This is a genomic window from Sphingomonas sp. Leaf33 (assembly GCF_001421785.1).
Classification (GTDB): domain Bacteria; phylum Pseudomonadota; class Alphaproteobacteria; order Sphingomonadales; family Sphingomonadaceae; genus Sphingomonas.
The window spans coordinates 220539-243832 of the sequence record NZ_LMLB01000001.1 but is presented as its reverse complement, the minus strand read 5'-3'; the positions used below and the strand labels follow the sequence as shown (position 1 = coordinate 243832).

Sequence of the window (23294 nt, the reverse complement as noted above, 5' to 3'; positions counted from 1 at the left end):
GGCGCAGGTCTGCAACCCCAAGCCATCGTCCAGAGGCCCGTCTGCCCATGATCCGCCCGCTCGCCATCCTGCTTGCCGCCACCGTCGCCACCCTGCCCGCCGCCGCGCCGGCGCAGCGGATGTCCGACAGCTACGAGTTCCTGAAGGCGGTGCGCGACGCCGACGGGACCAAGGTGACGCAAATGCTCGACAAGCCGGGCTCGACGATCGTCAACACCAAGGATTCGACGAACGGCGATACCGCGCTGCACATCGTCACGCGCCGCAATGACGCCACCTATATCCGCTTCCTGCTGAGCCGTGGTGCCGCGATCAACGCGCAGGACGCGCGCGGCAACACCGCGCTGCTGCTGGCGATCAACGGCAATTGCGACGAGTGCGTCGACACCCTGCTGAAGAGCAAGGCGAACGTGAACATGGCGAACACGTCGGGCGAAACCCCGCTGATCCGCGCCGTGCAGCTGCGCAATCGCGACCTGGCCGACACGCTGCTGAAGGCCGGTGCCAACCCCGACCAGGCCGATCGCGTCGCCGGCATGACCGCGCGCGATTACGCCAAACAGGACAATCGCACGCCTGCGCTGACCAAGCTGCTGACCGACGCGCCAAAGCCCGGATCGCGCGGAGTGTCGGGGCCGAAGCTCTGAAAGTCATCTGACCCCGTCCCGCCGTCAGACGGATCGGCTATGCCGATCCGCTGCCCGCCGCGACGAGTCTTCGTCCGGCTAACGCCGGCCGACGCCGTCCGCACCGAACGCTTCAGGATCGACCAGACCCATAACCCGCCGCGCGGCACGCCGCGCCAGTGCCGTCGTGCACTTGCGCCGCGCCGTCGCCGGCATCGCGACCACCGCGGCCTCCCGCACGATCGCAGCGTCATAGCGGTCGGCGACGATGACACCGGCCCGCTCGGGCAGGAACGCTTCGCCTTCCAGCGGTGACGCATCGAATCCGGACGGTACCGCCCAGAAGAAACGGTCGCAGTGCGGCAGATACTCTGTCCACTTGGCATCGCCCAGCAGGTCGGCGCGCGAGACCTTGATCTCGACGATCACCAGTTCGCCCTTCGGCCCGATGGCCATCAGGTCGGCCCGCCGCCCGCCGTCGAGCGGGACTTCGGCGATGGCGACGATATCATGGCGCAGCAGCATCCGGCACACGCCGCGCGACACGTCGGTCGCGACCAGCCGTTCGCAGGTGTCGGATATGACAAGGGGCGCGACGGAAACCATCGCGCCCCTTTAGAACATCTCGCGAACGCTGGAAAGATCAGCGATAGAAGACGTGATTGCCGATCGCGGCGATCTTCGTCATGCGCCAGCCCGGCGAGACGCGGCGGGCGTGGAAGAACAGCGCCTTGTCGGCGGCGCCGTCCCACAGCTGGTTGGCGGCGACCTTGGCGACGGCGACCGCGGTCTGCCAGCCGTTACGCCCCTCGGCCGACGGCACCGTGCCGCCGCGGACGAACGAGAACTGGCCAGCCTGGGTCAGCACGCCGCAGACCGACTTGGGGAAGCGGCCCGACTTGGTGCGGTTGAGGATGGTCTGCGCAACCGCGAGCTGGCCGGCAAGCGGCTCACCCTTCGATTCGAAGAAGACGCCGGCGGCCAGGCAGCGCAGCTCGGCATCGTCGAGCGCACCCGACTGGTCGGCGACGGCGTCGGCCAGGCTGTCGTAATCCTCCTCGTCACTCTGGACGACGGCGGGGGCGGGTTGGGGGAGCGACTGGACCGTCTGGAGGACGGCAGGCTGGAAAGTGGCCTGGGGGGCGGCTTCGCTGTCCGGCGCGGTGGGCGTCATCGGGACCTGGGGAAGCGCCAGGGCATTGAGCGTCGAGACATGCGCGGACGGAACTTCCTGCGCGAAACCCGGCGTGGTGGTGCCCAGCAGAAATGCGGCACACAAAGAAACGGCCGCAACGGATGCGGCACGGGCGAACAGCAACATTCAACTTCGATATTATGCGGTTGGTACGCGAGACGACGGGATCGGCAGCGGCGTTGTTCGCCTGACTGGCCGAAGTCGTCCGGGTAGGCCCCCCGACTGCGTAACCGATTGGGATCGCACCCCACGCGGCACAACGCGAACTTAGGAAGCCCGCGTCTCGTTCATCGGGCCTTCAGAGTCAAACCGACGTGATCGTTTCAGCGGCGAACCGTTCGGCTGATGCGATATCCAGTTCGACGACCCATAAATCCGGATCGTTTCGTCGCCGTCGATGCCAATAGTCGTCCACATCTTGGGGGGAGCCATCGGCCGGACCACAACGGGTGAGACCCTTGCCCGTGACATCGCGCTCCCAACAAACCGGCCCCGCCCCGCGCTCCAGCGCCACGACCAGGATCGTACCGGACATCGCATCCCCCCTGGCCAGCACCATCGCCGATCCGCCGGCGGCGTGGACCCGGCGGAGCAGCGCCTTGACCTGGAAGTCCGCCGTCAGCCGCGGCGTCACGGCGCGCTGCTGCGGTAGCCGTCGAGCCCGGCGAGCGGGATGCGCGATTTCATGAAAGTGCCGGTGCCGCGCGCGACCTCCTCGCCCGATGCGTCGATCATCCGCGCCTCCGCGATCAGCACGCGGCGATGACCGCTGACCCACCGCCCCTCCGCGGTGACCGCACCCGGACCGAGCGGCCGGGTGAACAGCAGGTTGAACGCAGTCGTTAGCAGGAAGCGGTCGGTGACCAGGCTGTTCGCGGCGTAGAAGGCGGCATCGTCGAGCATCTTGAAATAGGCGGTGCCATGGACCGCACCGGCGGCGTGGAAATGCCGGGCGTCGAGCGTGAAGGCGATCCGGCTGATTCCGGCAGCCGGGATCGCCAGCCGCGATTCGAACAGCGCGTTGATCGGCGCCGAGGCATAGAGCGCTTCGAGCGACCGGTAATGTGCCTCCGCCCCGGACGGCCCGGCGTCAGGCGGCGTCACGCGTCTCGGCCGCGGTCAGTAGCGCGTAGAGTGCATCGGGCGAGCCGGCTCCGCGCAGCTTCTCGGCGAAATTGCGGTCGCGCAGCCGCCGCGACACGCGGGCCAGTGCCTTCAGATGGTCGGCGCCGGCCTCCGGCGGCGACAGCATCATGAAGACGAGATCGACCGGATGCGAATCCACCGCGTCGAAATCGATCGCCCGCGGCAGGCGGATGAAGACGCCGCGCACCGCCTCCAGCCCGTCGATCCGGGCATGGGGCACCGCGACGCCGCCGCCGAAGCCGGTGGTCCCGAGCTTTTCGCGCGCGGCGAGCGCGGCGGCGACGACCGTCTCGTCCAGCGACCACACTTTCGCCGCGGCAGCGCCAAGCGCTGCGAACAGCGCCCGCTTGTTGCCCGCCGCGACATCGGCCAGCACCGCTTGCGGAACCAGCAGGTCGCCGAGATCGGCCGTCGTCATGATGCCCCTTTCGTGTCCGGATCAGCCGGCCCGGTTGGGCTCGACCCACCCGATCGTGCCGTCGTGGCGGCGATAGACCATGTTGAAGTTGCCCGTCCCGCTGTTCTTGAACAGCAGCGCATTTGTGTTGCGCAGATCGAGCATCATCACCGCATCCGATACGCTGGCATCCGGCACGTCGACGCGCGTCTCGGCGATGATCAGCGGCGCGTCGGCGACCTCCGCTTCTTCCTCGGGACCGCCGTTGAACACGGTGTAGCCGGCGTTGTCATAGCCGTTGGCCTCCGCAAAGTCGGCGGCCTGGCCGGCGTTGCGGTCCTTCAGGCGGCGCATGTAGCGACGCAGCTGCTTCTCGATCTTGTCGGCGGCGCCGTCGAACGCCAGGCGCGCTTCGTCGCCCGACGTCTCGTGATGGCCCTTCAGCACCAGGCCCTGCATCACGTGCGCGACGATGTCGCACTTGAACCCGTGGTCGTGGGGCCCCTTGCCGAACGTCACCTGCGCTGAAATCGCGCGGGAGAAATACTTGTCGGCGATACCCTGGAGGCGGTCCTCGACGTGGGCTTTCAGCGCCTCGCCGGTGTCGACCTGATGACCCGAAACCCGGATTTCCATGAGCATCTCCTTTTTGTTTTCTGGGGTGCGGGGACCTAGGTCTGGCCCCGCTGTCCGTCAACCGAACGCAGCGCCCCCCCACAGCGGTTCCTTGACCCCGCGCATAAACTCGGCGTGTGCGGCGAGTTCTGCAGGGGTTGCGGCATGCGGCCGGGGCGGGCGCATTTCGGCACGGACGGCAGCCAGGGCGGCGGGGGCGTCAGTGACCGTATCGACCGCCAGGCCGAGGCCGATCTGACGCCCGCCGGTCAGCTCGACATAGACCTGCGCGAGCAGTTGCGCGTCGAGCAGCGCGCCGTGGACGATACGGTGGGAACGGTCGATGCCGTAGCGGACGCACAGCGCGTCCAGCGTATGCTTGGCGCCGGGATGCCGGGTCCGCGCGATCATCAGTGTATCGACCATGCGGCTGCGGCAGATCTCGGTGCGGCCGTGCTTCAGCAGTTCGCCGTTCAGGAAGGAGAAGTCGAACCCGGCGTTGTGCGCGATCAGCGGTGCGTCGCCCAGGAACTCCAGCATATCCTCGACGACATGCGCGAACAGCGGCTTGTCGGACAGGAAGCGCGCCGACAGGCCGTGCACCCGCTCCGCTTCCTCGGGCATGTCGCGCTGGGGGTTCAGATAGGCGTGATAGGTCCGTCCGGTTTCGACCCGGTTGACCAGCTCCACGCAGCCGATTTCGACCAGGCGGTCGCCCCCGGCGAAGCTGAGGCCGGTGGTTTCGGTATCGAACACGATTTCGCGCATGAAGGACTTATCCTCCTGCCGCGCCGTTCACGCAAGCGATGACGCGTGCGACCGCTGTCCGCGTCGCGTCGAGCGAAACGTCGGTCGGAATGACGAAGTCGGCGCGCGCGCGCTTCTCCGCATCCGGCCATTGTTTGGCCAGGATCGCATCGAACCGCGCCGCGCTCATTCCCGGCCGGGCGAGCACGCGCGCGCGCTGGACCTCGGGCGCGGCCGAGACGACCGCGATCCGATCCACCGCCTGCCAGCCCCCCGCCTCGAACAGCAAAGGTACGTCGAGCACGACCAGCGGCGCATCGGCGTGGGCGGCAAGGAACGCCTCACGCTCCGCGGCGACAGCGGGGTGGACGATCGCCTCCAGCGCGGCGAATTCCTCGCGGTTGCCGATCACTGCCTCGCCCAGCGCCGTGCGATTCACCCCGCTCGACCCGGTGGTACCCGGAAACCGTGCCTCGATCGCCGCGACGACTCGCCCGCCCGGCCCTTGCAGGGCGTGGACGGCGGCGTCGGCGTCGAACACCGGCACGCCGGCATCGGCGAACATCGCCGCGACTGTGGACTTGCCCATCCCGATCGAACCGGTGAGGCCGAGAATGATCGTCATGCCGTCAGCAGCGCACGCAATTCGACGTCGCGCTCGCGCGGCGGCTCGGTCCCGAAGAACAGCGCGAACGCCAGCGCCGCCTGCCCGATCAGCATCTCCAGCCCATCGACCGTCCGCAGCCCCCGCGCCCGCGCAGCAGCCAGCAGCGGCGTTTCCAGCGGCGCGTAGACCGCATCGAACACGATCGTGTCCGGATAATATGAATCCAGGTCGATCGGGACGGGCGGCTGCCCGATCATGCCCATCGACGACGCATTGAAGACGACGTGGCTATAGCGCTGATCGTCCGGCCCATCGTCGGCATTGCGGATTGGACCAACCCTGTCGAGGCCCATTCCAGAATGCGACGGAAATCCGAAAAGCTCGGCCAACGCAACCGCCTTGTCCGGCGTGCGGTTGTAGAATTCGACATCGTACAGCGACGCCAGAGCGACACCCGCCGCGCGGGCGGCCCCACCGGCGCCGATGACCTGCGCGTAGGTCGCGACATGGTTCGCATACTCTCCGATCCGCCGATCATGCCGCTTCAGCGGTTCGATGATCCCGCCGACATCGGTGTTGTAACCGATGAGCCGGCCCTCGTGCGGAACGATCGTGTTGACCGCCCCAACCCGCTCCGCGATCGGATCGACTGCATCGACCAGATCCATTACCGCCAGCTTGTGCGGCATGGTGACGTTGCACCCGCGCCAACTCGGATCATGCCGGCGCCGCTCGATGTAATCGGTCAGTATTTCCGGCGTGACATGGACCCGTCGATAGTCCCCGACGATACCCAGCGCGTCGAGCCAGAACCGGTGGATCACCGGCGATTTCGATTGCGCGATCGGGTCGCCGATCACCTCGGCGTACGGCGTCATGACATCAGCATGCCGCGCACGCGCAGGTAATCCAGCACCGGCAGCAGCGGCAGGCCGAGCACGGTGAACTGGCTGCCGTCGATCCGTGAAAACAGTTGCGCCCCCGGCCCCTCGATGCGGAAGCAGCCGACGCAGCCCGAAATCGCGGGCCATTCGACGTCGAGATAGGCGTCGATGAACGCCTCCGACACAGGCCGCACGAACAATTGCGCGGTATCGACCTCGCGCCAGACCGGGCGCCCGGCCTCGACGATCACCGCCGCGCTGTGCAGCCGGCTGCGCTTGCCCGACATCCGGCGCAGGTGATCGGCAGCGTTCTCGCGCGAGGTCGGCTTGTCGAGCATCGTCCCGTCGGCCAGTTCGACGACCGAATCCGATCCCAGCACCAGCGCGGCAGGATCGCGCGCCGACACCTTGACTGCCTTCAGTTGCGCCAGCGCATCCGCGACGTCGCGCGGCGCTGTGCCGGCGGACAGCAGCGATGCCTTGGCGGCATCCTCGTCCACGTTCGGCCGCTCGATCGCAAAGGTCACGCCGGCTGCGTCCAGCATCGCCCGGCGCGAGGCACTGCCGGAGGCCAGGATCAGTCTCATGTCTCGACCTTCGGCAGATTGCGTTCGCTGACCAGCGCGATGATCGCGGCGGCGGTTTCCTCGATCGATCGGCGTGTCACGTCGATCACCGGCCAGCCGTTGTCGGCGAACAGGCGGCGGGCATAGGCGATCTCGCGCGTCACCGCTTCCTGCTCGACATAGGCCGTCTCCGTCCGCTGGTTGAGCGACAGCAAACGGTTGCGGCGGATCTGGACCAGCCGGTCGGCACTCGTCGTCAGGCCGACGACCAGCGGTTTCTTCAGCCGGTAGAGGATCGGCGGCGGCGGGCTTTCGACGACGATCGGGATGTTCGCCGCCTTGTATCCGCGGTTGGCGAGGTAGATCGACGTCGGCGTCTTGGACGACCGGCTGACGCCCGCCAGCACGATATCCGCCTCTTCCCAATCGTCCGATGCGATCCCGTCGTCATGCGCGATCGTCCACTGAATCGCCTCGACCCGGGCAAAATACGCCGCATCGAGCATGTGCTGGCGCCCCGGCCGCGCCTTGGCTTCCTGTCCGAGCAACCCCGACAGCGCGTCGTTCACCCCGTCCAGCGGCGCCACCGCGGGCAGGCCCATCGCGCGACACCGGTCCTCCAGCATCATGCGGATGTTCGGGTTGACCAGGGTGAACAGCACGAGGCCCGGATGCTGGCCGATCTCGGCGAGCACGCGTTCCAGATGCGCTTCGTTGCGGATCATCGGCCAGAAGTGGCGCTGGGTATCGACATCGTCGAACTGCGCGAGCGCGGCCTTGGCGATATTCTCCAGCGTCTCGCCTGTCGAATCCGACAGCAGATGAAGGTGCAGACGCATCAGTGGGAGCGATCTGTGGACAACATGGGGATGGCGGATAGCGTAACTCGGGGCCGCCGCCAAACCGCCGAGAACCGGTCGATTCATCCACGGATATCCACAACGCACATCACATTTCCGCTTTCCGCGCACAGGCTGTGGATAACGGGGATGGCGGAATCGAATCGCGCAGGGATCTGAGGTTTTCGAGCGTCAATCTGTTGGCAGAGTCTGGACGCCGCAAGAAACCCCGCTACCCACGCGCCAACAACCTTCAACAACCTATATATTCTCTTCTTATTTTATGTTGGGACGTGACGTGACCGGATCAGCGCCTTCGAAACCGCTCCTTTCGGTGCTCCGTGGGGATATGCCGTCGGTGCCGCCGATGTGGCTGATGCGACAGGCAGGACGGTATCTGCCGGAGTATCGTGCGCTTCGGGCGGAGAAGGGCGGGTTCCTGGCACTCGCGACCGATCCGGAAGCGGCGACCGAAATCACACTCCAGCCGATCCGCCGCTTCGGCTTCGACGGGGCGATCCTGTTCAGCGATATCCTGATGGTGCCGTGGGCGCTGGGCCAGGACCTGTGGTTCGAAGCCGGGGAGGGGCCACGCCTTGCGCCGAAGCTGACGACCCGTGAGGCGATCGATGCGCTGGGTGAGCCGGACACGGCCAAGCTCCAGCCGATCTACGACACCTGCACCCGTGTATCCGCAGGCCTGCCGCCGGAGGTGACGTTCCTCGGTTTCGCGGGATCGCCCTGGACGGTCGCGACCTACATGATCGCAGGGCAGGGGTCGAAGGACCAGGCGGAGGCGCGGACGCTCGCCTATGCCGACCGCGGCGCGATGGCGGCGCTGGTCGATCGTATCGTCGATCTGACCGTCGAGTATCTCGCGCAGCAGATCGCGCACGGCGTCGAGGCGGTGCAGTTGTTCGACAGCTGGGCCGGCAGCCTCAGCCCGACGCAGTATGAGAATTGGGTCATCGCGCCCAACGCCCGCATCGTCGAACGCCTGCACGCACGGTGTCCGGGGACTCCGGTCATCGGCTTCCCCAAGGGATCGGGCGCGAAGCTGGTCGATTATGTCGCGGGGGTCCGGCCGGATGCGGTCGGGCTGGACGAGACGGTCGATCCCGCCTGGGCGAACGCGGTGCTGCCGACCGGCCTGCCGGTGCAGGGCAACCTCGATCCGATCGCGCTGTTCGCCGGCGGGGCGGCGCTGGACGCTGGTATCGATCGCATCCTGGACGCGCTGGCCGGACGTGCGCACGTCTTCAATCTGGGCCACGGTATCGGCCAGTTCACGCCCATCGACCATGTCCAGCGGCTGATCGATCGCGTACGGTCGCGCGCATGACCAATCTCCTCGGGGCATCCTATCTGTGGGTAAAGGCGGCGCATGTCGTCTTCGTCATCTTTTGGATGGCGGGCCTGTTCATGCTGCCGCGCTATCTGGTCTATCACCAGGAAGGGCTGGGCGACGCGGCCGAGGAAGCCCGCTGGACGAAGCGGGAAGGCGTCCTGCGCCGCATGATCCTGACGCCGTCGCTCGTCATCGTCTGGGTGCTCGGGCTGCTGCTCGCGGCCAATGCCGGATTGTTCGACGGTGTGCCCGGGCTCGGCTGGCTGCATGCCAAGCTGCTCGTGGTCGTGCTGCTCAGCGGCTATCATGGCTGGGCGGTCGGCTATGCGCGCAAGCTCGGCACTGGCCACGCCACGCTGACCGGCCGCCAGCTGCGCCTGATCAACGAGGTCCCGGCGCTCGCCGCGATCCTGATCGTCGTGCTGGTGGTGGTGAAACCGTTCTGACGGGTTGACTTGGTCCCGGCCCAATCCTAACCCGCCTCCCGAGCGCGACACCGCAGTCCAGCGGGCGCGTCTTACCTCCTCTCTCGTTCGCGCCAGCGTCGGTTCCTGACCACTCCGCGCCCGAAATCCCCCGACAGCCTCCCATCCGGACGCCACAGATGCATTTCAAAGACCTGAAGAAGAAGAGCCCCGCCGAGCTGGTCAGCATGGCCGAGGAGCTGGGTGTCGAAAGCGCATCGACCCTGCGCAAGCAGGATCTGATGTTCGCGATCCTGAAGGTGCTGGCGGAAAACGGCGAGCAGATCATGGGTCTGGGCACGATCGAGGTGCTGACCGACGGCTTCGGCTTCCTGCGCTCGCCCGAGGCGAACTATCTCGCCGGGCCGGACGACATCTACATCTCGCCCAACCAGGTGCGGAAGTACGGCCTGCGCACCGGTGACACGGTCGAGGGCGAAATCCGCGGGCCTAAGGACGGCGAACGCTATTTCGCGCTGACCAAGCTGCTGAAGGTCAATTTCGACGACCCCGACGCCGTGCGCCACCGCGTCAACTTCGACAATCTGACTCCGCTGTACCCGGAATCGAAGCTGATCCTCGATCAGCTCGACCCGACGCAGAAGGACAAGTCGGCGCGCGTCATCGATATCGTCAGCCCGCAGGGCAAGGGCCAGCGCACGCTGATCGTCGCGCCCCCGCGTGTCGGCAAGACGGTCATGCTGCAGAACATGGCCAAGGCGATCACCGACAACCATCCGGAGGTCTTCCTGCTGGTCCTGCTGATCGACGAGCGGCCGGAAGAAGTCACCGACATGCAGCGCAGCGTAAAGGGCGAGGTGGTCAGCTCGACCTTCGACGAACCCGCCACGCGCCACGTCCAGGTCGCCGAAATGGTGATCGAGAAGGCCAAGCGCCTGGTCGAGCACAAGAAGGATGTCGTCATCCTGCTCGATTCGATCACGCGTCTCGGTCGCGCCTACAACACGGTCGTGCCGAGCTCGGGCAAGGTCCTGACCGGCGGTGTCGACGCCAACGCCCTCCAGCGCCCGAAGCGCTTCTTCGGTGCGGCGCGCAATATAGAGGAGGGCGGCTCGCTCTCGATCATCGCCACCGCGCTGATCGATACCGGCAGCCGCATGGACGAAGTCATCTTCGAAGAGTTTAAGGGCACCGGCAACTCGGAAATCGTCCTCGACCGCAAGGTGGCGGACAAGCGCATCTTTCCCGCGCTGGACGTCGGCAAGTCGGGTACTCGCAAGGAAGAGCTGCTGGTCGAGAAGGACAAGCTCACCAAGATGTGGGTGCTGCGCCGCATTCTGATGCAGATGGGCACCGTCGATGCGATGGAATTCCTGCTCGACAAGATGAAGAATTCGAAGACCAACGACGATTTCTTCGACAGCATGAATCAGTAACCGCGTGCGGCCCGCGCCACACTGGCGCGGGCCTCGCACCGGTTCGGCCGGCGGGTGCAACCCGGCCGACGGCGTGGGCTTTGCCCACGCCTTTTTTGTGCCCCCCGGTCTGCGCCCATTCCACGTCGTTAAACGTGAATTAGGGTTCCGCTGCTATCCCGCGGAGCCATGGAACAGCCGTCCCGCCCGTTGAGAGCCGATCGTACCAGCGTGATGCTGACCGGCGTCCTGCATCGGCAGAACCAGTCCCACGCGACCACGCACCGAGTGGTCAATCTGTCGGCGACCGGGCTTCGTCTGTCGGGGGTCGAGGGTTTGCGGATCGGCGAGATGATTTCGGTCACGGTCGGACTGGTCGAGAATGCGCTGGCCCGGGTCGTGCGCGTCGATGGCTCTTCTGTCGCGATTGCCTTCGTCGATCCGATCGATGTCGAGATAGCGCGCAAGCGGCGTCGTGACGTCGGCGCGGTCGTGCCGCGTGCGGGCTGGCTCGGCGAAATGCAGGACGCTTACGGCAAGCACTGACCTCGCGCGTTTGACGGCTATGCTGCGCCCGCGAACCCCGCTATCGCGGGTCGCATGACCGAACTTTGGCAACATATCGTCGCGGATTTCAGCAATATCGGCTCGCCGGCCGCGCTCAGCGCGTTCCTGCAGGTGCTGCTGATCGACGTCATGCTGGCGGGCGACAATGCAATCGTCGTCGGCGCGCTCGCCGCAGGCCTGCCCGCCGATCAGCGCAAGAAGGTCATCCTGATCGGCATCATCGCCGCGCTGGTGTTGCGGATCATCTTTGCGCTGGCGGTGACGCAGCTGATGCAGGTGGTCGGGCTGATCTTTGCCGGCGGCCTGTTGCTGCTGTGGGTATCGTGGAAGATGTGGCGTGAGCTGCGCCAGGACGGCGGCCACGCCGACGAACTGGGCAATCTGAAGCCCGCCAAGAGCTTTGCCGGCGCGGCTTGGGCGGTCGCCGTCGCCGACGTGTCGATGAGCCTGGACAACGTCCTGGCGGTGGCAGGGGCAGCACGCGAGCATCCCGGCATCCTGGTCATCGGCCTGCTGCTGTCGGTCGCGCTGATGGGCCTCGCCGCCAACATCATCGCCAAGTATATCGAGCGCTTCCGCTGGATCGCCTATGTCGGCCTGCTCGTCATCCTCTACGTCGCCGGCAAGATGATCTACGAAGGGTTCGTCGACCCGCAGGTGGGTCTGGGGACCTTGTTCTGAACGACACAGGGGCGGCCTTCGGGACCGCCCCTTTTCGTATCAGCCGAGGTGTTCTGCGAAGAACGCCTTGGTCGCGGCATCGGCCCGGTCGGCGGCTTCGGGCGAGCGGCGGTCACCCATCTCGGTCGCGAAGCCATGGTCCTCGCCCGGATAGTCGCGCAAGCTGACCTTGGGGTGATCGTCCAGCCCCTCGTGCATCTTTGCCTGGGTCTCCTTGTCGACGAAGCCGTCGTCGCCGGCGATGTGCAGCAGCAGCGGGTGCGCGATCGCCTGCGCCTCGTGCAGCAGGTCGGGGATGCCCACCGCATAGTATCCGACGCTGGCATCCACATCGGTACGCGCCGCGGTCATGTACGCGAGCCGCCCGCCCAGGCAGTAGCCGACGCACCCGACCTTGCCGCCTTCGACTTCCGAGCGCGCCCAGCGGATCGTCGCTTCGATGTCGCGGATACCGGCATCCTGGTTGAACTTGCCCATCAGCCCCAGCGCCTGCTGCATCTCGTCCTCGACGTCCGGGTCGAGCTGGATGCCCGGCTCGATCCGCCAGAACAGGTCGGGCGCCACCGCCAGATAGCCGTCCTCGGCCAGGCGATCACACTTCCGGCGGATGCCGGGGTTCACGCCGAAGATTTCCTGGATGACCACGATGGCCGCGCGCGGCGTGCCGGCGGGGCGGGCGACATAGGCGGCAAACTGGCCGTCACTGTCCAGCGTGGGGATCGTCGTATCGCTCATTCGAAGGGCTCCAGTCAGGGAAGGATTGCAGACCACCGCGCAACGCGCGCATAGCGTGGTGACTAGCGGAACGCCGGCATGGGGGAAAAGGCGCATGAAGATCAACGTCGAGATCGATTGTACGCCGCACGAGGCGCGCGCCGCGATGGGCCTGCCCGACCTGACGCCGCTGCACGACCGCTATGTCTCGATGATGCTCGAGACGATGCAGGGCGGGGTGCCGCCCGAGATGATCGAGACGATGATGAAGAGCTGGGCGCCGATGGGCGAGGCCGGCATGGCCTTCTGGCGGCAGATGTTCGAGGCGGGCACCAAGAGCGGGGGATGACCGACACGATCTTTGCGCTGTCGAGCGGGTCGCCGCCGGCCGCGCTGGCGGTGATCCGGATCAGCGGCCCGCAGGCGTTCGCCGCGGTGCGGGCGCTGACCGGCGGTGCATCGCTCCACCCGCGCCGCGCGAGCCTGCGCCGGCTGCGCGATCCGTCGAGCGACGAAGCGATCGACCGCGCACTCGTTATCCTGTTTCCCGGGCCGCAGACCGCGACCGGCGAGGATCTGGCCGAACTCCACGTCCACGGCAGCCGCGCGGTCGTCCGGCGGATGGAAGCGGTCCTGAGCGCGCAGCCGGGTTTGCGCGCTGCCCAGGCGGGGGAATTCACCCGCCGGGCACTCGAAAACGGTCGGATCGACCTGACCGAAGCCGAAGGGCTCGCCGACCTGCTGGCGGCGGAGACGGAGGGCCAGCGCCGCGCGGCTCTGCGTGCTGCCGAGGGACATCTGCGCCAGCGGATCGAGGCGTGGAACGACACGCTGCTCGGCCTGTCGGCGATGATCGAGGCGGCGATCGACCATAGCGACGAACCGGATGCGGTGGACGAGGACGGGATCACCGCGACCGTGCGGGCCGGGGCGGGGCAGTTGGCCGACGCCATCGCCGCGATGCTGGCACAGCCGCCGGCCGAGCGCCTCCGCGACGGCATCCGCGTCGTGCTGGCGGGGCCGCCCAACAGCGGCAAGTCCACACTCCTCAACCGCATGGTTGGACGTGATGCCGCGATCGTCTCGCCGATCGCCGGCACGACGCGCGATCGCATAGAGGCGCCCGTGGTCCGTGACGGTATCGCGTGGCTGTTGACCGATACTGCTGGCCTGGCCGAGGCGACCGACGATCCCATCGAGGCGATCGGTATCGCTCGCACGCACGAAAGCGTTGCAGCGGCCGATATCGTGCTGTGGCTCGGCGACGCGAATCCGGTCGGTATCGCGAGCGATGTTATCCTGGTCCACCCGCGCGGCGACGTGCCGGGCAGGGCGGTCGTACCGCCGGGGCGCGTCGCAGTGTCGGCACTGGCGGACGATGGCGATGCGGCGCTGTGGGGCGCGTTGACAGCGCGGGCGAAGGAGTTGCTGCCATCCGGCGACGTGCCGACGCTCAATCAGCGACAGCGACAGCTATGCGGGACTGCACATCAATCATTGTGCGTCGCAGCAGGGATTGGCGATCCGCTTGTGATCGCGGAAGAATTTCGCCTCGCGCGCGCCGCGTTCGACGCCATCACCGGGCGTTCGCATGTCGAGGACGTGCTGGACGCGCTGTTCGGACGGTTCTGCATCGGAAAGTGACGTTCCACGTGGAACGCCACTTTGACCTTTACCGGGTGGCGGCATACATCGCGGGTCTGTGAACAGTTTCGATGTCATCGTGATCGGCGGCGGACACGCCGGAACCGAAGCGGCTGCCGCGGCGGCGCGGCGGGGTGCGCGTGTCGCGCTCGTCACTTTCGACGCCACGCGGATCGGCGCGATGTCATGCAATCCCGCGATCGGCGGGATCGGCAAAGGGCATCTCGTGCGCGAAGTCGATGCCTTCGATGGCCTGATCGCACGCGCGGCGGATGCGGCGGCGATCCACTACCGGATGCTGAACCGCAGCAAGGGCGTGGCCGTGCAGGGCCCGCGCATCCAGGCCGACCGCAAGCTGTACGCCGCCGCGATCCAGCACGCGATTGCAGGCGAGCCGAACATCACGATCGTCGAGGGCGAGGCGGATGCGCTGGTCTGCACGAATGGCATTATCGCCGGCATCGATCTGGCGGGTGGACGCAGGCTGGCGGCTCCGGCGGTGGTGCTCGCGACGGGCACGTTCCTGGGCGGGCGTATCTTCCGCGGCGAAATGCGCGCCGAGGGCGGCCGGGTGCACGAACGCGCCGCCACGCGACTAGGCGAGCAGTTGCGCGCGCTTGGCCTGCCGCTTGGGCGACTGAAGACGGGGACACCGCCGCGGCTGGATGGCCGCACGATCGATTGGGCGCGGCTGGACGAGCAGGCGAGCGACGTCGAGGTCTGGACGATGTCGCCGATGACGCGTGGCCCCCGGCTGCCGCAGATCGCGTGCGGGGTGACACGGACCACATCCGAAACGCACGACATTATCCGCGGCGGGCTCGATCGCTCGCCATTGTTCAGCGGTGAGATCGAAGGCGGCGGCCCGCGGTACTGCCCGTCGATCGAGGACAAGGTCCACCGCTTCGGCGACCGGGACGGACATCAGGTGTTCCTCGAACCCGAAGGGCTCGACGATGCCTTGGTCTATCCCAACGGGATTTCGACCTCGCTGCCCGATGATGTCCAGACCGCGCTGATCGCATCGATCCCGGGTCTGGAGCACTGTCGCATCGTCGAGCCCGGCTACGCGGTCGAATATGACTATCTCGATCCGCGCGCCTTGGGCACCGACCTGCAACTGCGCGCGATGCCGGGGCTGTTCTGTGCCGGCCAGATCAACGGCACGACCGGCTATGAGGAAGCGGCAGGGCAGGGGCTGGTCGCCGGGCTGAATGCCGCGGCGGTGGCGTGCGACCTGTCGCCGGTGCTGCTGGATCGGGCCGACAGTTATCTGGGCGTCATGATCGACGACCTGACCTTGCAGGGTGTTACCGAGCCCTACCGAATGCTGACTGCCCGCGCCGAGCATCGCCTGTGGCTGCGCGCCGACAATGCCGGGACACGGCTGTCGGGGATCGCAGACGCCGCCGGCTGTCTCTCGCCCGATCGGTTGGCCCATGTCGCGCATCGCCGGGATACGCGGGCGACGGTCGATTCAGCGCTGGCGGTGGTTGCGACGTCGGACGACATGCGACGGCGCGGCGCCATCGTCGGTGCGGATGGCGCGCGGCGACCCTTGCGCGACTGGCTGCGCTTTCCCGGTGTGGGTCGCGCGCACGTGCTGGATGCCGACACCGCCTATGACGACGCGGCTGTCGAGGAAGCGATCGAGGATGCGCGCTACGCGCCCTATCTCGAACGCCAGGCGCAGGACGTGGCCGAGCGCCGCCGTGCCGCCTCGACCCCGTTGCCGCCGGCGCTCGACTATCGATCGGTGCCGGGGCTTTCGAACGAGATGATCGAACGCTTGTCGTCCGCACGTCCGGAAACGCTCGACGCAGCGTCGCGCATCCGCGGCATCTCACCCGCGGCTCTGTCGGCCATCCTGCTTCACGTGAAACGGCAGGCGGCATGACCGAGGAGGAGGCCAAAGGCTGGCTGAGCGAGCGTTTTGACGCTGCCGGTGTCGCGCGGGTCGAGCGTTATGTGGCGCTTTTGCTGCAGGAAGCGGAGCGGCAGAACCTGATCTCGGCGGCGACGATTCCTTCGCTCTGGGCTCGCCATATCGTCGACTCCGCGCAACTGCTCAACCATGCACCGGATGACTGGCGCCACTGGGTGGACATCGGCGCAGGCGCAGGATTGCCGGGCGTGGTGGTCGCAGCGCTCACCGGACGGCAAGTGACGCTCATCGAGCCACGTAGGCTCCGCGTCGCATTTCTCGAACGCTGTGCAGACAGCCTGGGTCTCGACCGGATGGACGTTGTCCACGCCAAGGCCGAGCGTGTCGAGGGGATCGGTATCGCCGACGTGGTGTCGGCGCGCGCGGTCGCCAAGCTCGACGCACTGCTCGCGGCATCGCAGGGCTTTGCCGGCAAGGCGACGACCTTCGTCCTGCCCAAGGGCGAAAGCGCACATTCGGAAGTGGCGGCTGCCCGGCCGACGTGGCATGGTCGGTTCCACGTGAAACACAGCATCGTCGATCCGGTGTCCGGTATCGTCGTCGCCAGCGGAGTTGCCGCGCGATGAAAGTCATCGCTATCGCCAATCAGAAGGGTGGGGTGGGAAAGACCACTACGGCGATCAACGTCGGGACGGCGCTTGCCGCGACCGGCTCGCGCGTACTGCTGATCGATCTCGATCCGCAGGGCAATGCCTCCACCGGCCTCGGGATCGGCCGCAACGACCGCCACACCTCCAGCTACGACCTGCTTGCTGGCGAAGGTACGCTCGCGGATGCGGCGATGCCGACGCAGGTGCCACGGCTCGATATCGTCCCCGCTACGGTTGACCTGTCGGGTGCCGAGATCGAGCTGATCGATTTCGAGGCGCGCACGCATCGGCTGGATCGCACCGTCCAGCGTAGCGAGGAGCAGTGGGACGTTGTCCTGATCGACTGCCCGCCGTCGCTCGGCCTGCTGACGATCAACGCGATGGTCGCCGCACACGCGCTGCTGGTGCCGCTGCAGTGCGAATTCTTCGCATTGGAAGGGTTGAGCCAGTTGCTCAGCACGGTCGAGCGCATCCGTTCGCGGTTCAATCCGGGCCTGTCGATCCTGGGCGTCGTGCTGACCATGTTCGATCGCCGCAACCGCCTGACCGACCAGGTGTCGGACGACGTGCGTGCGGTGCTGGGCAAGGTCGTGTTCGACACCGTCATCCCGCGCAACGTCCGCCTGTCCGAGGCACCCAGCCATGGGTTGCCGGCGCTGATCTATGACCACCGCTGCTCGGGCTCGCAGGCCTATATCGCGCTCGCCCGCGAACTCATCCTCCGCCTCCCCAATGTCGCCAAGGCCGCCGCATGATCGACGACACGCCCTCCGCCGCCCGCAAGCCCCGCTCGGGTCTCGGCCGCGGCCTGAGCGCGCTGCTCGGCGATGCCGTCGTCGAAGCACCGGTGAGCGGCGAGGGCGGGGCGGTCGTGTCCGGCGTGCGGACGTTGCCGGTCAGCGCGATGAAGCCGCACCCCGGCCAGCCGCGTCGGCATTTCGACGAGGACAAGCTGGAGGAACTTTCGCGCTCGATCAAGCAGCGCGGGCTGATCCAGCCGATCGTGGTGCGTCCGCACGGCCACGACTATCAGATCGTCGCGGGCGAGCGCCGGTGGCGTGCCGCCCAGCGCGCGCGGCTCCACGAAGTCCCGGTCATCGTTCGCGAACTGAGCGACGCCGACACGATGGAAATCGCGCTGGTCGAAAACATCCAGCGCGCCGACCTGAACGCGATCGAGGAGGCCGAGGCCTATCGCCGCCTGATCGACCAGTTCGGCCACACCCAGGAAGCGCTTGGCAAGCTGGTCGACAAGTCGCGCAGTCATGTGTCGAACCTGCTGCGCCTGCTCGACCTGCCCGAGGGCGTGCGGACGATGGTCGTTCAGGGCGATCTCGAAATGGGCCATGCCCGCGCGCTGATCGGCGCGCCCGATCCGGTCGCCCTTGCGCGGCGCGTGGTCGACGAAGGCCTGTCGGTCCGCGAAACGGAGAAGCTCGCCCGTTCGGTCAAGCCCGACGCGCGCAAGGGGAAGGTCGGCGCTACCGCGCAGGCTGGGCCGCCGGACGCCGACATCATGGCGCTCGAACGCCAGCTCGGCGACCTGCTCGGCCTGGGCATCCGCATCGCGCATAGTGAGAAGGGCGGCACGCTGACGCTGACCTACTCGACGCTCGACCAGCTCGACATGGTCTGCCAGCGACTGAGCGGCGAGCGAATCTAGGCCCGTCCGTGCTCCCGCGCAGGCGGGAGCCCAGAGCCGCAAGCGATGCACTTTGTAACCCTGGGGCTCCCGCCTGCGCGGGAGCGCTATGGTATCAGCGCCGCTTGGCCGCCCGTGCGATCGACAGCACGTCATGCTGCGCCGTGACCGCCGCCGGATTGCCGCCGGTCAACAGCCCCCGCTCGGCCCGGCGTACGCGCGACACCGCGGCGGCGATTTGCGGCGTGGTCCAGCGCCGCAGCGCGGTGATCGTCGCGCCGCGCTCCTTCCAGAACACGCGGTGCCGCTCCACGACCGCGTCAGGTGAGTCGCCGCGGTCCACGTCCCCGCGCATATCCGCGAGCGATATCAATCGCTTGGCCAGCCCACGCAGCATGGGGATGGTCATGCCCGCGGCATCGACGCCCATCAGTTCGCGGCCCAGCGTGGCGGCGTCGCCATCGATCGCCGCGGTGATCGCCGTCGCCATTTCGCTCTCGGCGATGTTGGCGCCGATCTGCGCGAGATCGTCCTCGCCGGCGTCGCGCGGCCGGTCGGGCGCGGCGTCCAGATACAGCGCCAGCTTCTCGATCTCGCGCGTCAGCACCGCGCGGTCGCCGCCGCTCGCCTCGAACAGCGCGGCGGCCGTGTCGCCGGTCAGGCGAACGCCGTGTTCGCGCGCGATGCCTGTGGCCAGCCGCGCGGCGTTCATCCCCTCGGGCTGGTAGCACGCGAGCGCCATCGCCGCGGGGTTGGACACAACGCCCTTGACCAGCTTGCCCGTGGCCTTGGCGCTCGGCGCGATCGCGACGACGGGGTTGCCCGCCGAGGACGCCGACAGCAGCAGTTCGACCGCCTCCACCGATTCCTCGCCCATCGCGGTCACGCGGATGTAGCGGTTGCCGCCGAACAGCGAGATCGACGCGGCTTCGTCCGCCAGCCGCCCCGGATTGGCCTTCAGCGCGGCGCCGTCCAGGTCGATGCGCTCGGCATCCGCCCCCATCGCGCGCCCCAGGCGGGCGGCATATTCCATCGCGCCGGCCTCGTCGGGGCCGTGGAGCAGGAACAAGCGCGGGCCGGTGGCGCCGCGCTTTGCGGCATCGTCGATCGCCGCGGCCATCCCGGCGGCGGTGGCCTTCACTGCGCCTGGGACCGCTGGGCGTAGAGCGCGATGCGGGCGACGATCTTGTCGGCGAGGATGGACGACAGCCGCTCCAGCGCGCTCTGTTCGGCGGCGATCGTGGCGTATTCGGACCCGACGACATCGACGCCGGCGTCGGAGCCCGCGGTATCGTCGACGACGGTCAGGCCGGTCGACAGATCGACCAGTTGATAGCGCGCGCGCAAGGTTCGCCGCTCGCGCGTGATCGAATCGTCGCGCCGGACGCCCAGGCCGATGATCGAGTCGTCGAGCGCGATGTCGAGGCGGTAGCGTGGCGACGATCCCTCGACCGCTGCCAGCCGGTCTTTCAGCGCGCTGCCGACCAGCCAGCCGGACTGCCCCGCGATCGGCGTGATCTGCACCTGCGACAGGACGCTGCGTGCCGGGCTGGCCGCTCCGCCGTACAGCGGGCGCAACCCGCAGCCGGCAAGCGTCAGGGCCAGGGCGAGCGAGGCGGCGATGCGCTTCATGCGACGATGTTCACCAGACGGTCGGGCACGACGATGACCTTTTTCGGGGACGCGCCTTCCAGAATGCGCTGAACGCCGGCCGATGCAAGCGCTGCGGCTTCCAACGCGTCCTTGGCCGATCCCTTGGGCACGGTCAGCGTATCGCGCAGCTTGCCGTTGACCTGCACCGCGATGGTCACCGAATCGTCGACCAGCAGCGCCGGATCGACCTCGGGCCACGCCGCGTCGGCGACCAGGCCGTCCTGGCCCAGTACAGCCCAGGCCTCCTCCGCCATATGCGGGATCATCGGTGCGACCAGCAGAACGAGCGTCGCCACGGCTTGCGCGCGCGATGCCGACGGCTTGGCCTTTTCGATCGCGCTGGTCAGTTCGTACAGCTTGGCGACGGCTTTGTTGAACGCCAGCGCCTCGACATCCTCGGCGACGCCGGCGATCGTCCGGTGGAGCTTGCGGTCGAGATCGGCGTCTGTCCCTTCGGCCGCCTCGACGCCTTCGACCAGCCGCCACACGCGCTGGACGAAGCGCCATGCGCCCTCGATGCCCGCTTCGCTCCACGGCAGGTCGCGCTCGGGTGGTGAATCCGACAGCATGAACCAGCGCACCGCGTCCGCGCCGTAGCGATCGACGATCGGCGACGGGTCGACGGTGTTCTTCTTCGACTTGGACATCTTCTCGACGCGGCCGACGCTCACCGGCTCGCCGGTCGCGATCACCTTACCGTCCGCGACCTGCTCGGGCGCCAGCCAGGTGCCGGCGGGGTCTTTGTACGTCTCGTGCGTCACCATGCCTTGGGTGAACAGGCCGGCGAAGGGCTCCGCCACGTCGATCTTGCCGATCCGGCGCAGCGCACGCGTCCAGAAGCGCGCGTAGAGCAGGTGGAGGATCGCGTGCTCGACCCCGCCGATATATTGCCCGACCGGCAGCCAGCTCTCGGCCACCGCCTTGTCGAACGGCTTGTCGTCGGGCTGGCTGGCGAAGCGGATGAAATACCAGCTCGAATTGACGAAGGTGTCGAGCGTGTCGGTTTCGCGCCGCGCGTCGGCGCCGCACGACGGGCAGGCGACATGCTTCCACGTCGGATGGCGATCGAGCGGGTTGCCCGGCACGTCGAACGTTACGTCCTCGGGCAGCACGACCGGCAGCTGGTCCTTCGGCACCGGCACCACGCCGCAGGCGTCGCAGTGGATGACCGGGATCGGCGTGCCCCAATAGCGCTGGCGGCTGACGCCCCAGTCGCGCAGGCGCCACACCGTCGTGCCCTTGCCCCAGAAACCCTCTTCGGCGCGGCTGATGACGGCACGCTTGGCGTCGGCGACGTCCAGCCCGTCCAGGACGTCCGAATTCACCAGGCGGCCGGGGCCGGTGTACGCCTCATCGCTCGCGAAGACCGGATCGGTCATATCGCCTTCGGCAACGACCCGGCGCACGTCCAGGCCGTACTTGCGCGCGAAATCCAGGTCGCGCTGGTCGTGCGCCGGCACGCCCATCACCGCGCCGGTGCCGTAATCCATCAGCACGAAATTCGTGATGTAGACCGGCAGGGTCCAGTCCGGGTCGAACGGGTGGCGTACGGTCAGGCGCGTGTCGAACCCGAGCTTTTCCTGCGTTTCCAGTTCCGCCGCGGTCGTGCCGCCAGCCTTGCACCGTTCGATGAACGCGGCGGCATCCGGATCGACCGCGGCCAGTTCCTGCGCGATCGGATGATCGGCGGCAACCGCGACGAAGCTCGCGCCGAAGATCGTGTCCGGCCGCGTCGAATAGACCGCGATCCGCCGCTCGTCCGCAATCGGCGATGCCGGACCGACGGCATCGTTCACGGTGAAATCGAACGTCAGTCCTTCGGACTTGCCGATCCAGTTTTCCTGCATCAGCCGCACCTTGTCGGGCCAATGCTCCAGCGTTCCCAGGCCGTCGAGCAATTCGTCGGCGAAGTCGGTGATCTTCAGGAACCACTGGTTCAGCTTGCGCTTCTCGACCAGCGCGCCCGATCGCCAGCCGCGACCGTCGATGACCTGTTCGTTGGCCAGCACGGTCATGTCGACCGGGTCCCAGTTGACCGCCGATTCCTTGCGATACACCAGGCCCGCCGCCAGCAGGTCGAGGAACAGCGCCTGTTCGTGCCCGTAGTATGTCGGATCGCAGGTCGCGAACTCGCGGCTCCAGTCCAGCGCGAAGCCCAGCCGCTTCAGCTGCGCCTTCATCGCGGCGATATTGTCGTAGGTCCAGGCGCCCGGATGCACGCCCTTTTCCATCGCGGCGTTCTCGGCGGGCATCCCGAACGCGTCCCAACCCATCGGATGGAGCACTTCGTGCCCGGTCATCCGGCGGAAGCGCGCCAGCACGTCGCCCATCGTGTAGTTGCGGACGTGCCCCATGTGGATCTTCCCCGACGGATAGGGGAACATCTCCAGGACGTAGCTCTTAGGCTTTGCGCTCGAATCGTCCGCGGCGAAGGTGCCGCGCTCGTCCCACGCCGACTGCCACTTGGCGTCGGCGACGGACGCGTTGAACCGCGACACTGACACTGTCGAACCCTCTTTAGTTGGCGATCGCGCCGCGACGCAGGTCGCGCGCACGCGTCAGGATGATGTCTTCCAGCTTCTGGACGCTTGCGGCGAGCACGGGCGCTGCGACCCACTGGCCGCCCTGGTTGGTCTGGCGGAGCATCGCCACACGCACGGCGTCGGCGCGCAGGTCCTGGTCCAGGATCGACACGGTGATCTTCACCCGCTCGGTCTGGCTGGTCGGATTCGTGTACCAGTCGGTCACGATGACGCCGCCGTTCGAATCGGTCTGAAGGAGGGGCATGAAGCTCAGCGTGTCGAGCGACGCACGCCACAGATAGCTGTTCACGCCGATCGTCGTCACCTTCGACGCGGCCAGATCGGCGTTGGGACGATCGCCACCCCGGCCGCAACCGGCAAGCGCGATCAGGGTCAGGCTCACGAGGGCGATACGCGAACGCGAAATCATGGGGCAGTCCTCAATGGGTACGACAAAGGCGTCAGGCGACACGCCTCTATAGACCTCAGGCGCCACGCCGCAAGCACGGCCAATCTGTGGATATGC

General features: G+C 67.4%; 28 protein-coding genes. 12 read left to right on the top strand and 16 right to left on the bottom strand.

All coding sequences use genetic code 11. The features are described from left to right. Nucleotides 1-47: 47 nt before the first annotated feature. Nucleotides 48-647, top strand: coding sequence for an ankyrin repeat domain-containing protein (locus ASE86_RS01250; RefSeq protein ID WP_056421706.1), 600 nt, complete (start codon nt 48-50; stop codon nt 645-647). A 78-nt stretch (nt 648-725) separates the two neighbouring features. Here the strand turns inward: ASE86_RS01250 and ASE86_RS01245 are convergent, their stop codons facing one another. From ASE86_RS01245 to ASE86_RS01195, 11 genes are all read right to left on the bottom strand, one after another. Beyond that, nucleotides 726-1232, bottom strand: a complete 507-nt coding sequence (locus ASE86_RS01245; protein ID WP_056421705.1) for an MmcB family DNA repair protein — start codon at nt 1230-1232, stop codon at nt 726-728. Nucleotides 1233-1269: 37 nt separating this feature from the next. Beyond that, a complete protein-coding gene (locus ASE86_RS01240; RefSeq protein ID WP_082441590.1) occupies nt 1270-1947 on the bottom strand; it encodes a cell wall hydrolase in 678 nt (225 codons plus the stop codon). Between the two features lie 178 nt (nt 1948-2125). After that, entirely contained in the window at nt 2126-2455 is a 330-nt protein-coding gene (locus ASE86_RS01235; protein WP_056421704.1) for a DUF1491 family protein, read from the bottom strand. Then, nucleotides 2452-2925 carry a PaaI family thioesterase gene (locus ASE86_RS01230; protein WP_056421703.1) on the bottom strand — a complete coding sequence of 158 codons (474 nt, stop codon included), beginning with the start codon at nt 2923-2925 and terminating at the stop codon, nt 2452-2454. The genes ASE86_RS01235 and ASE86_RS01230 overlap by 4 nt, the downstream gene beginning before the upstream one ends. Further along, entirely contained in the window at nt 2912-3385 is a 474-nt protein-coding gene (locus ASE86_RS01225) for a PTS sugar transporter subunit IIA (RefSeq protein ID WP_056421702.1), read from the bottom strand. Before ASE86_RS01225 ends, ASE86_RS01230 begins: the two co-directional genes overlap by 14 nt. A gap of 21 nt (nt 3386-3406) precedes the next feature. After that, nucleotides 3407-4000 carry a ribosome hibernation-promoting factor, HPF/YfiA family gene (hpf, locus tag ASE86_RS01220; RefSeq protein ID WP_056421701.1) on the bottom strand — a complete coding sequence of 198 codons (594 nt, stop codon included), beginning with the start codon at nt 3998-4000 and terminating at the stop codon, nt 3407-3409. Nucleotides 4001-4057: 57 nt separating this feature from the next. Continuing rightward, nucleotides 4058-4747, bottom strand: coding sequence for a DNA polymerase III subunit epsilon (dnaQ, locus tag ASE86_RS01215; protein WP_056421700.1), 690 nt, complete (start codon nt 4745-4747; stop codon nt 4058-4060). A gap of 7 nt (nt 4748-4754) precedes the next feature. Continuing rightward, a complete protein-coding gene (gene coaE, locus ASE86_RS01210) occupies nt 4755-5351 on the bottom strand; it encodes a dephospho-CoA kinase (protein WP_056421699.1) in 597 nt (198 codons plus the stop codon). Continuing rightward, on the bottom strand, nt 5348-6211 hold the full coding sequence (gene aroE, locus ASE86_RS01205; RefSeq protein ID WP_056421698.1) for a shikimate dehydrogenase: 864 nt from the start codon (nt 6209-6211) through the stop codon (nt 5348-5350). The genes coaE and aroE overlap by 4 nt, the downstream gene beginning before the upstream one ends. Next, entirely contained in the window at nt 6208-6804 is a 597-nt protein-coding gene (locus tag ASE86_RS01200; protein WP_082441588.1) for a Maf family protein, read from the bottom strand. Before ASE86_RS01200 ends, aroE begins: the two co-directional genes overlap by 4 nt. Further along, complete coding sequence (locus ASE86_RS01195; RefSeq protein ID WP_056426399.1) at nt 6801-7625, bottom strand: pyruvate, water dikinase regulatory protein; 825 nt, start codon at nt 7623-7625, stop codon at nt 6801-6803. Before ASE86_RS01195 ends, ASE86_RS01200 begins: the two co-directional genes overlap by 4 nt. 280 nt (nt 7626-7905) lie before the next feature. On the opposite strand from ASE86_RS01195, the gene hemE reads away from it, so the two are divergent. From hemE to ASE86_RS01170, 5 genes are all read left to right on the top strand, one after another. Beyond that, nucleotides 7906-8964 (top strand): uroporphyrinogen decarboxylase, encoded by a 1059-nt coding sequence (gene hemE, locus ASE86_RS01190; RefSeq protein ID WP_056421697.1) that lies wholly within the window; start codon nt 7906-7908, stop codon nt 8962-8964. Further along, nucleotides 8961-9416 carry a CopD family protein gene (locus ASE86_RS01185; RefSeq protein ID WP_056421696.1) on the top strand — a complete coding sequence of 152 codons (456 nt, stop codon included), beginning with the start codon at nt 8961-8963 and terminating at the stop codon, nt 9414-9416. The genes hemE and ASE86_RS01185 overlap by 4 nt, the downstream gene beginning before the upstream one ends. 158 nt (nt 9417-9574) lie before the next feature. After that, complete coding sequence (gene rho / locus ASE86_RS01180; protein WP_056421695.1) at nt 9575-10831, top strand: transcription termination factor Rho; 1257 nt, start codon at nt 9575-9577, stop codon at nt 10829-10831. 168 nt (nt 10832-10999) lie between these two features. After that, nucleotides 11000-11356: a PilZ domain-containing protein gene (locus ASE86_RS01175; RefSeq protein ID WP_082441586.1), complete on the top strand. Its 357-nt coding sequence runs from the start codon at nt 11000-11002 to the stop codon at nt 11354-11356. A gap of 54 nt (nt 11357-11410) precedes the next feature. Beyond that, nucleotides 11411-12058, top strand: coding sequence for a TerC family protein (locus ASE86_RS01170; RefSeq protein ID WP_056421693.1), 648 nt, complete (start codon nt 11411-11413; stop codon nt 12056-12058). Between the two features lie 39 nt (nt 12059-12097). On the opposite strand, the gene ASE86_RS01165 is transcribed toward ASE86_RS01170, so the two are convergent. Continuing rightward, a complete protein-coding gene (locus ASE86_RS01165; protein WP_056421692.1) occupies nt 12098-12793 on the bottom strand; it encodes a dienelactone hydrolase family protein in 696 nt (231 codons plus the stop codon). 94 nt (nt 12794-12887) lie between these two features. Here ASE86_RS01165 and ASE86_RS01160 point away from each other — a divergent pair, with 94 nt between their 5' ends. The 6 genes from ASE86_RS01160 to ASE86_RS01135 are packed head-to-tail and all read left to right on the top strand — an operon-like array spanning nt 12888 to nt 18614. After that, on the top strand, nt 12888-13121 hold the full coding sequence (locus ASE86_RS01160; RefSeq protein WP_056421691.1) for a DUF6489 family protein: 234 nt from the start codon (nt 12888-12890) through the stop codon (nt 13119-13121). Then, complete coding sequence (gene mnmE, locus ASE86_RS01155; protein ID WP_056421690.1) at nt 13118-14416, top strand: tRNA uridine-5-carboxymethylaminomethyl(34) synthesis GTPase MnmE; 1299 nt, start codon at nt 13118-13120, stop codon at nt 14414-14416. Before ASE86_RS01160 ends, mnmE begins: the two co-directional genes overlap by 4 nt. Nucleotides 14417-14474: 58 nt before the next feature. After that, a complete protein-coding gene (gene mnmG / locus ASE86_RS01150) occupies nt 14475-16313 on the top strand; it encodes a tRNA uridine-5-carboxymethylaminomethyl(34) synthesis enzyme MnmG (protein WP_056421689.1) in 1839 nt (612 codons plus the stop codon). Then, entirely contained in the window at nt 16310-16927 is a 618-nt protein-coding gene (gene rsmG / locus ASE86_RS01145; RefSeq protein WP_056421688.1) for a 16S rRNA (guanine(527)-N(7))-methyltransferase RsmG, read from the top strand. Before mnmG ends, rsmG begins: the two co-directional genes overlap by 4 nt. After that, on the top strand, nt 16924-17706 hold the full coding sequence (locus ASE86_RS01140) for a ParA family protein (protein WP_056421687.1): 783 nt from the start codon (nt 16924-16926) through the stop codon (nt 17704-17706). Before rsmG ends, ASE86_RS01140 begins: the two co-directional genes overlap by 4 nt. Next, nucleotides 17703-18614: a ParB/RepB/Spo0J family partition protein gene (locus ASE86_RS01135; protein ID WP_082441584.1), complete on the top strand. Its 912-nt coding sequence runs from the start codon at nt 17703-17705 to the stop codon at nt 18612-18614. The genes ASE86_RS01140 and ASE86_RS01135 overlap by 4 nt, the downstream gene beginning before the upstream one ends. Nucleotides 18615-18708: 94 nt before the next feature. On the opposite strand, the gene holA is transcribed toward ASE86_RS01135, so the two are convergent. Genes holA through ASE86_RS01115 form a run of 4 tightly spaced genes read right to left on the bottom strand, consistent with a single transcriptional unit; the run spans nt 18709 to nt 23198 of the window. Next, nucleotides 18709-19734, bottom strand: a complete 1026-nt coding sequence (holA, locus tag ASE86_RS01130; RefSeq protein WP_056421686.1) for a DNA polymerase III subunit delta — start codon at nt 19732-19734, stop codon at nt 18709-18711. Then, entirely contained in the window at nt 19731-20225 is a 495-nt protein-coding gene (lptE, locus tag ASE86_RS01125; protein ID WP_056421685.1) for an LPS assembly lipoprotein LptE, read from the bottom strand. The genes holA and lptE overlap by 4 nt, the downstream gene beginning before the upstream one ends. Beyond that, on the bottom strand, nt 20222-22744 hold the full coding sequence (gene leuS, locus ASE86_RS01120; protein ID WP_056421684.1) for a leucine--tRNA ligase: 2523 nt from the start codon (nt 22742-22744) through the stop codon (nt 20222-20224). The genes lptE and leuS overlap by 4 nt, the downstream gene beginning before the upstream one ends. Nucleotides 22745-22763: 19 nt before the next feature. Then, entirely contained in the window at nt 22764-23198 is a 435-nt protein-coding gene (locus tag ASE86_RS01115; protein ID WP_056421683.1) for a DUF3576 domain-containing protein, read from the bottom strand. Between the last annotated feature and the right edge of the window lie 96 nt (nt 23199-23294).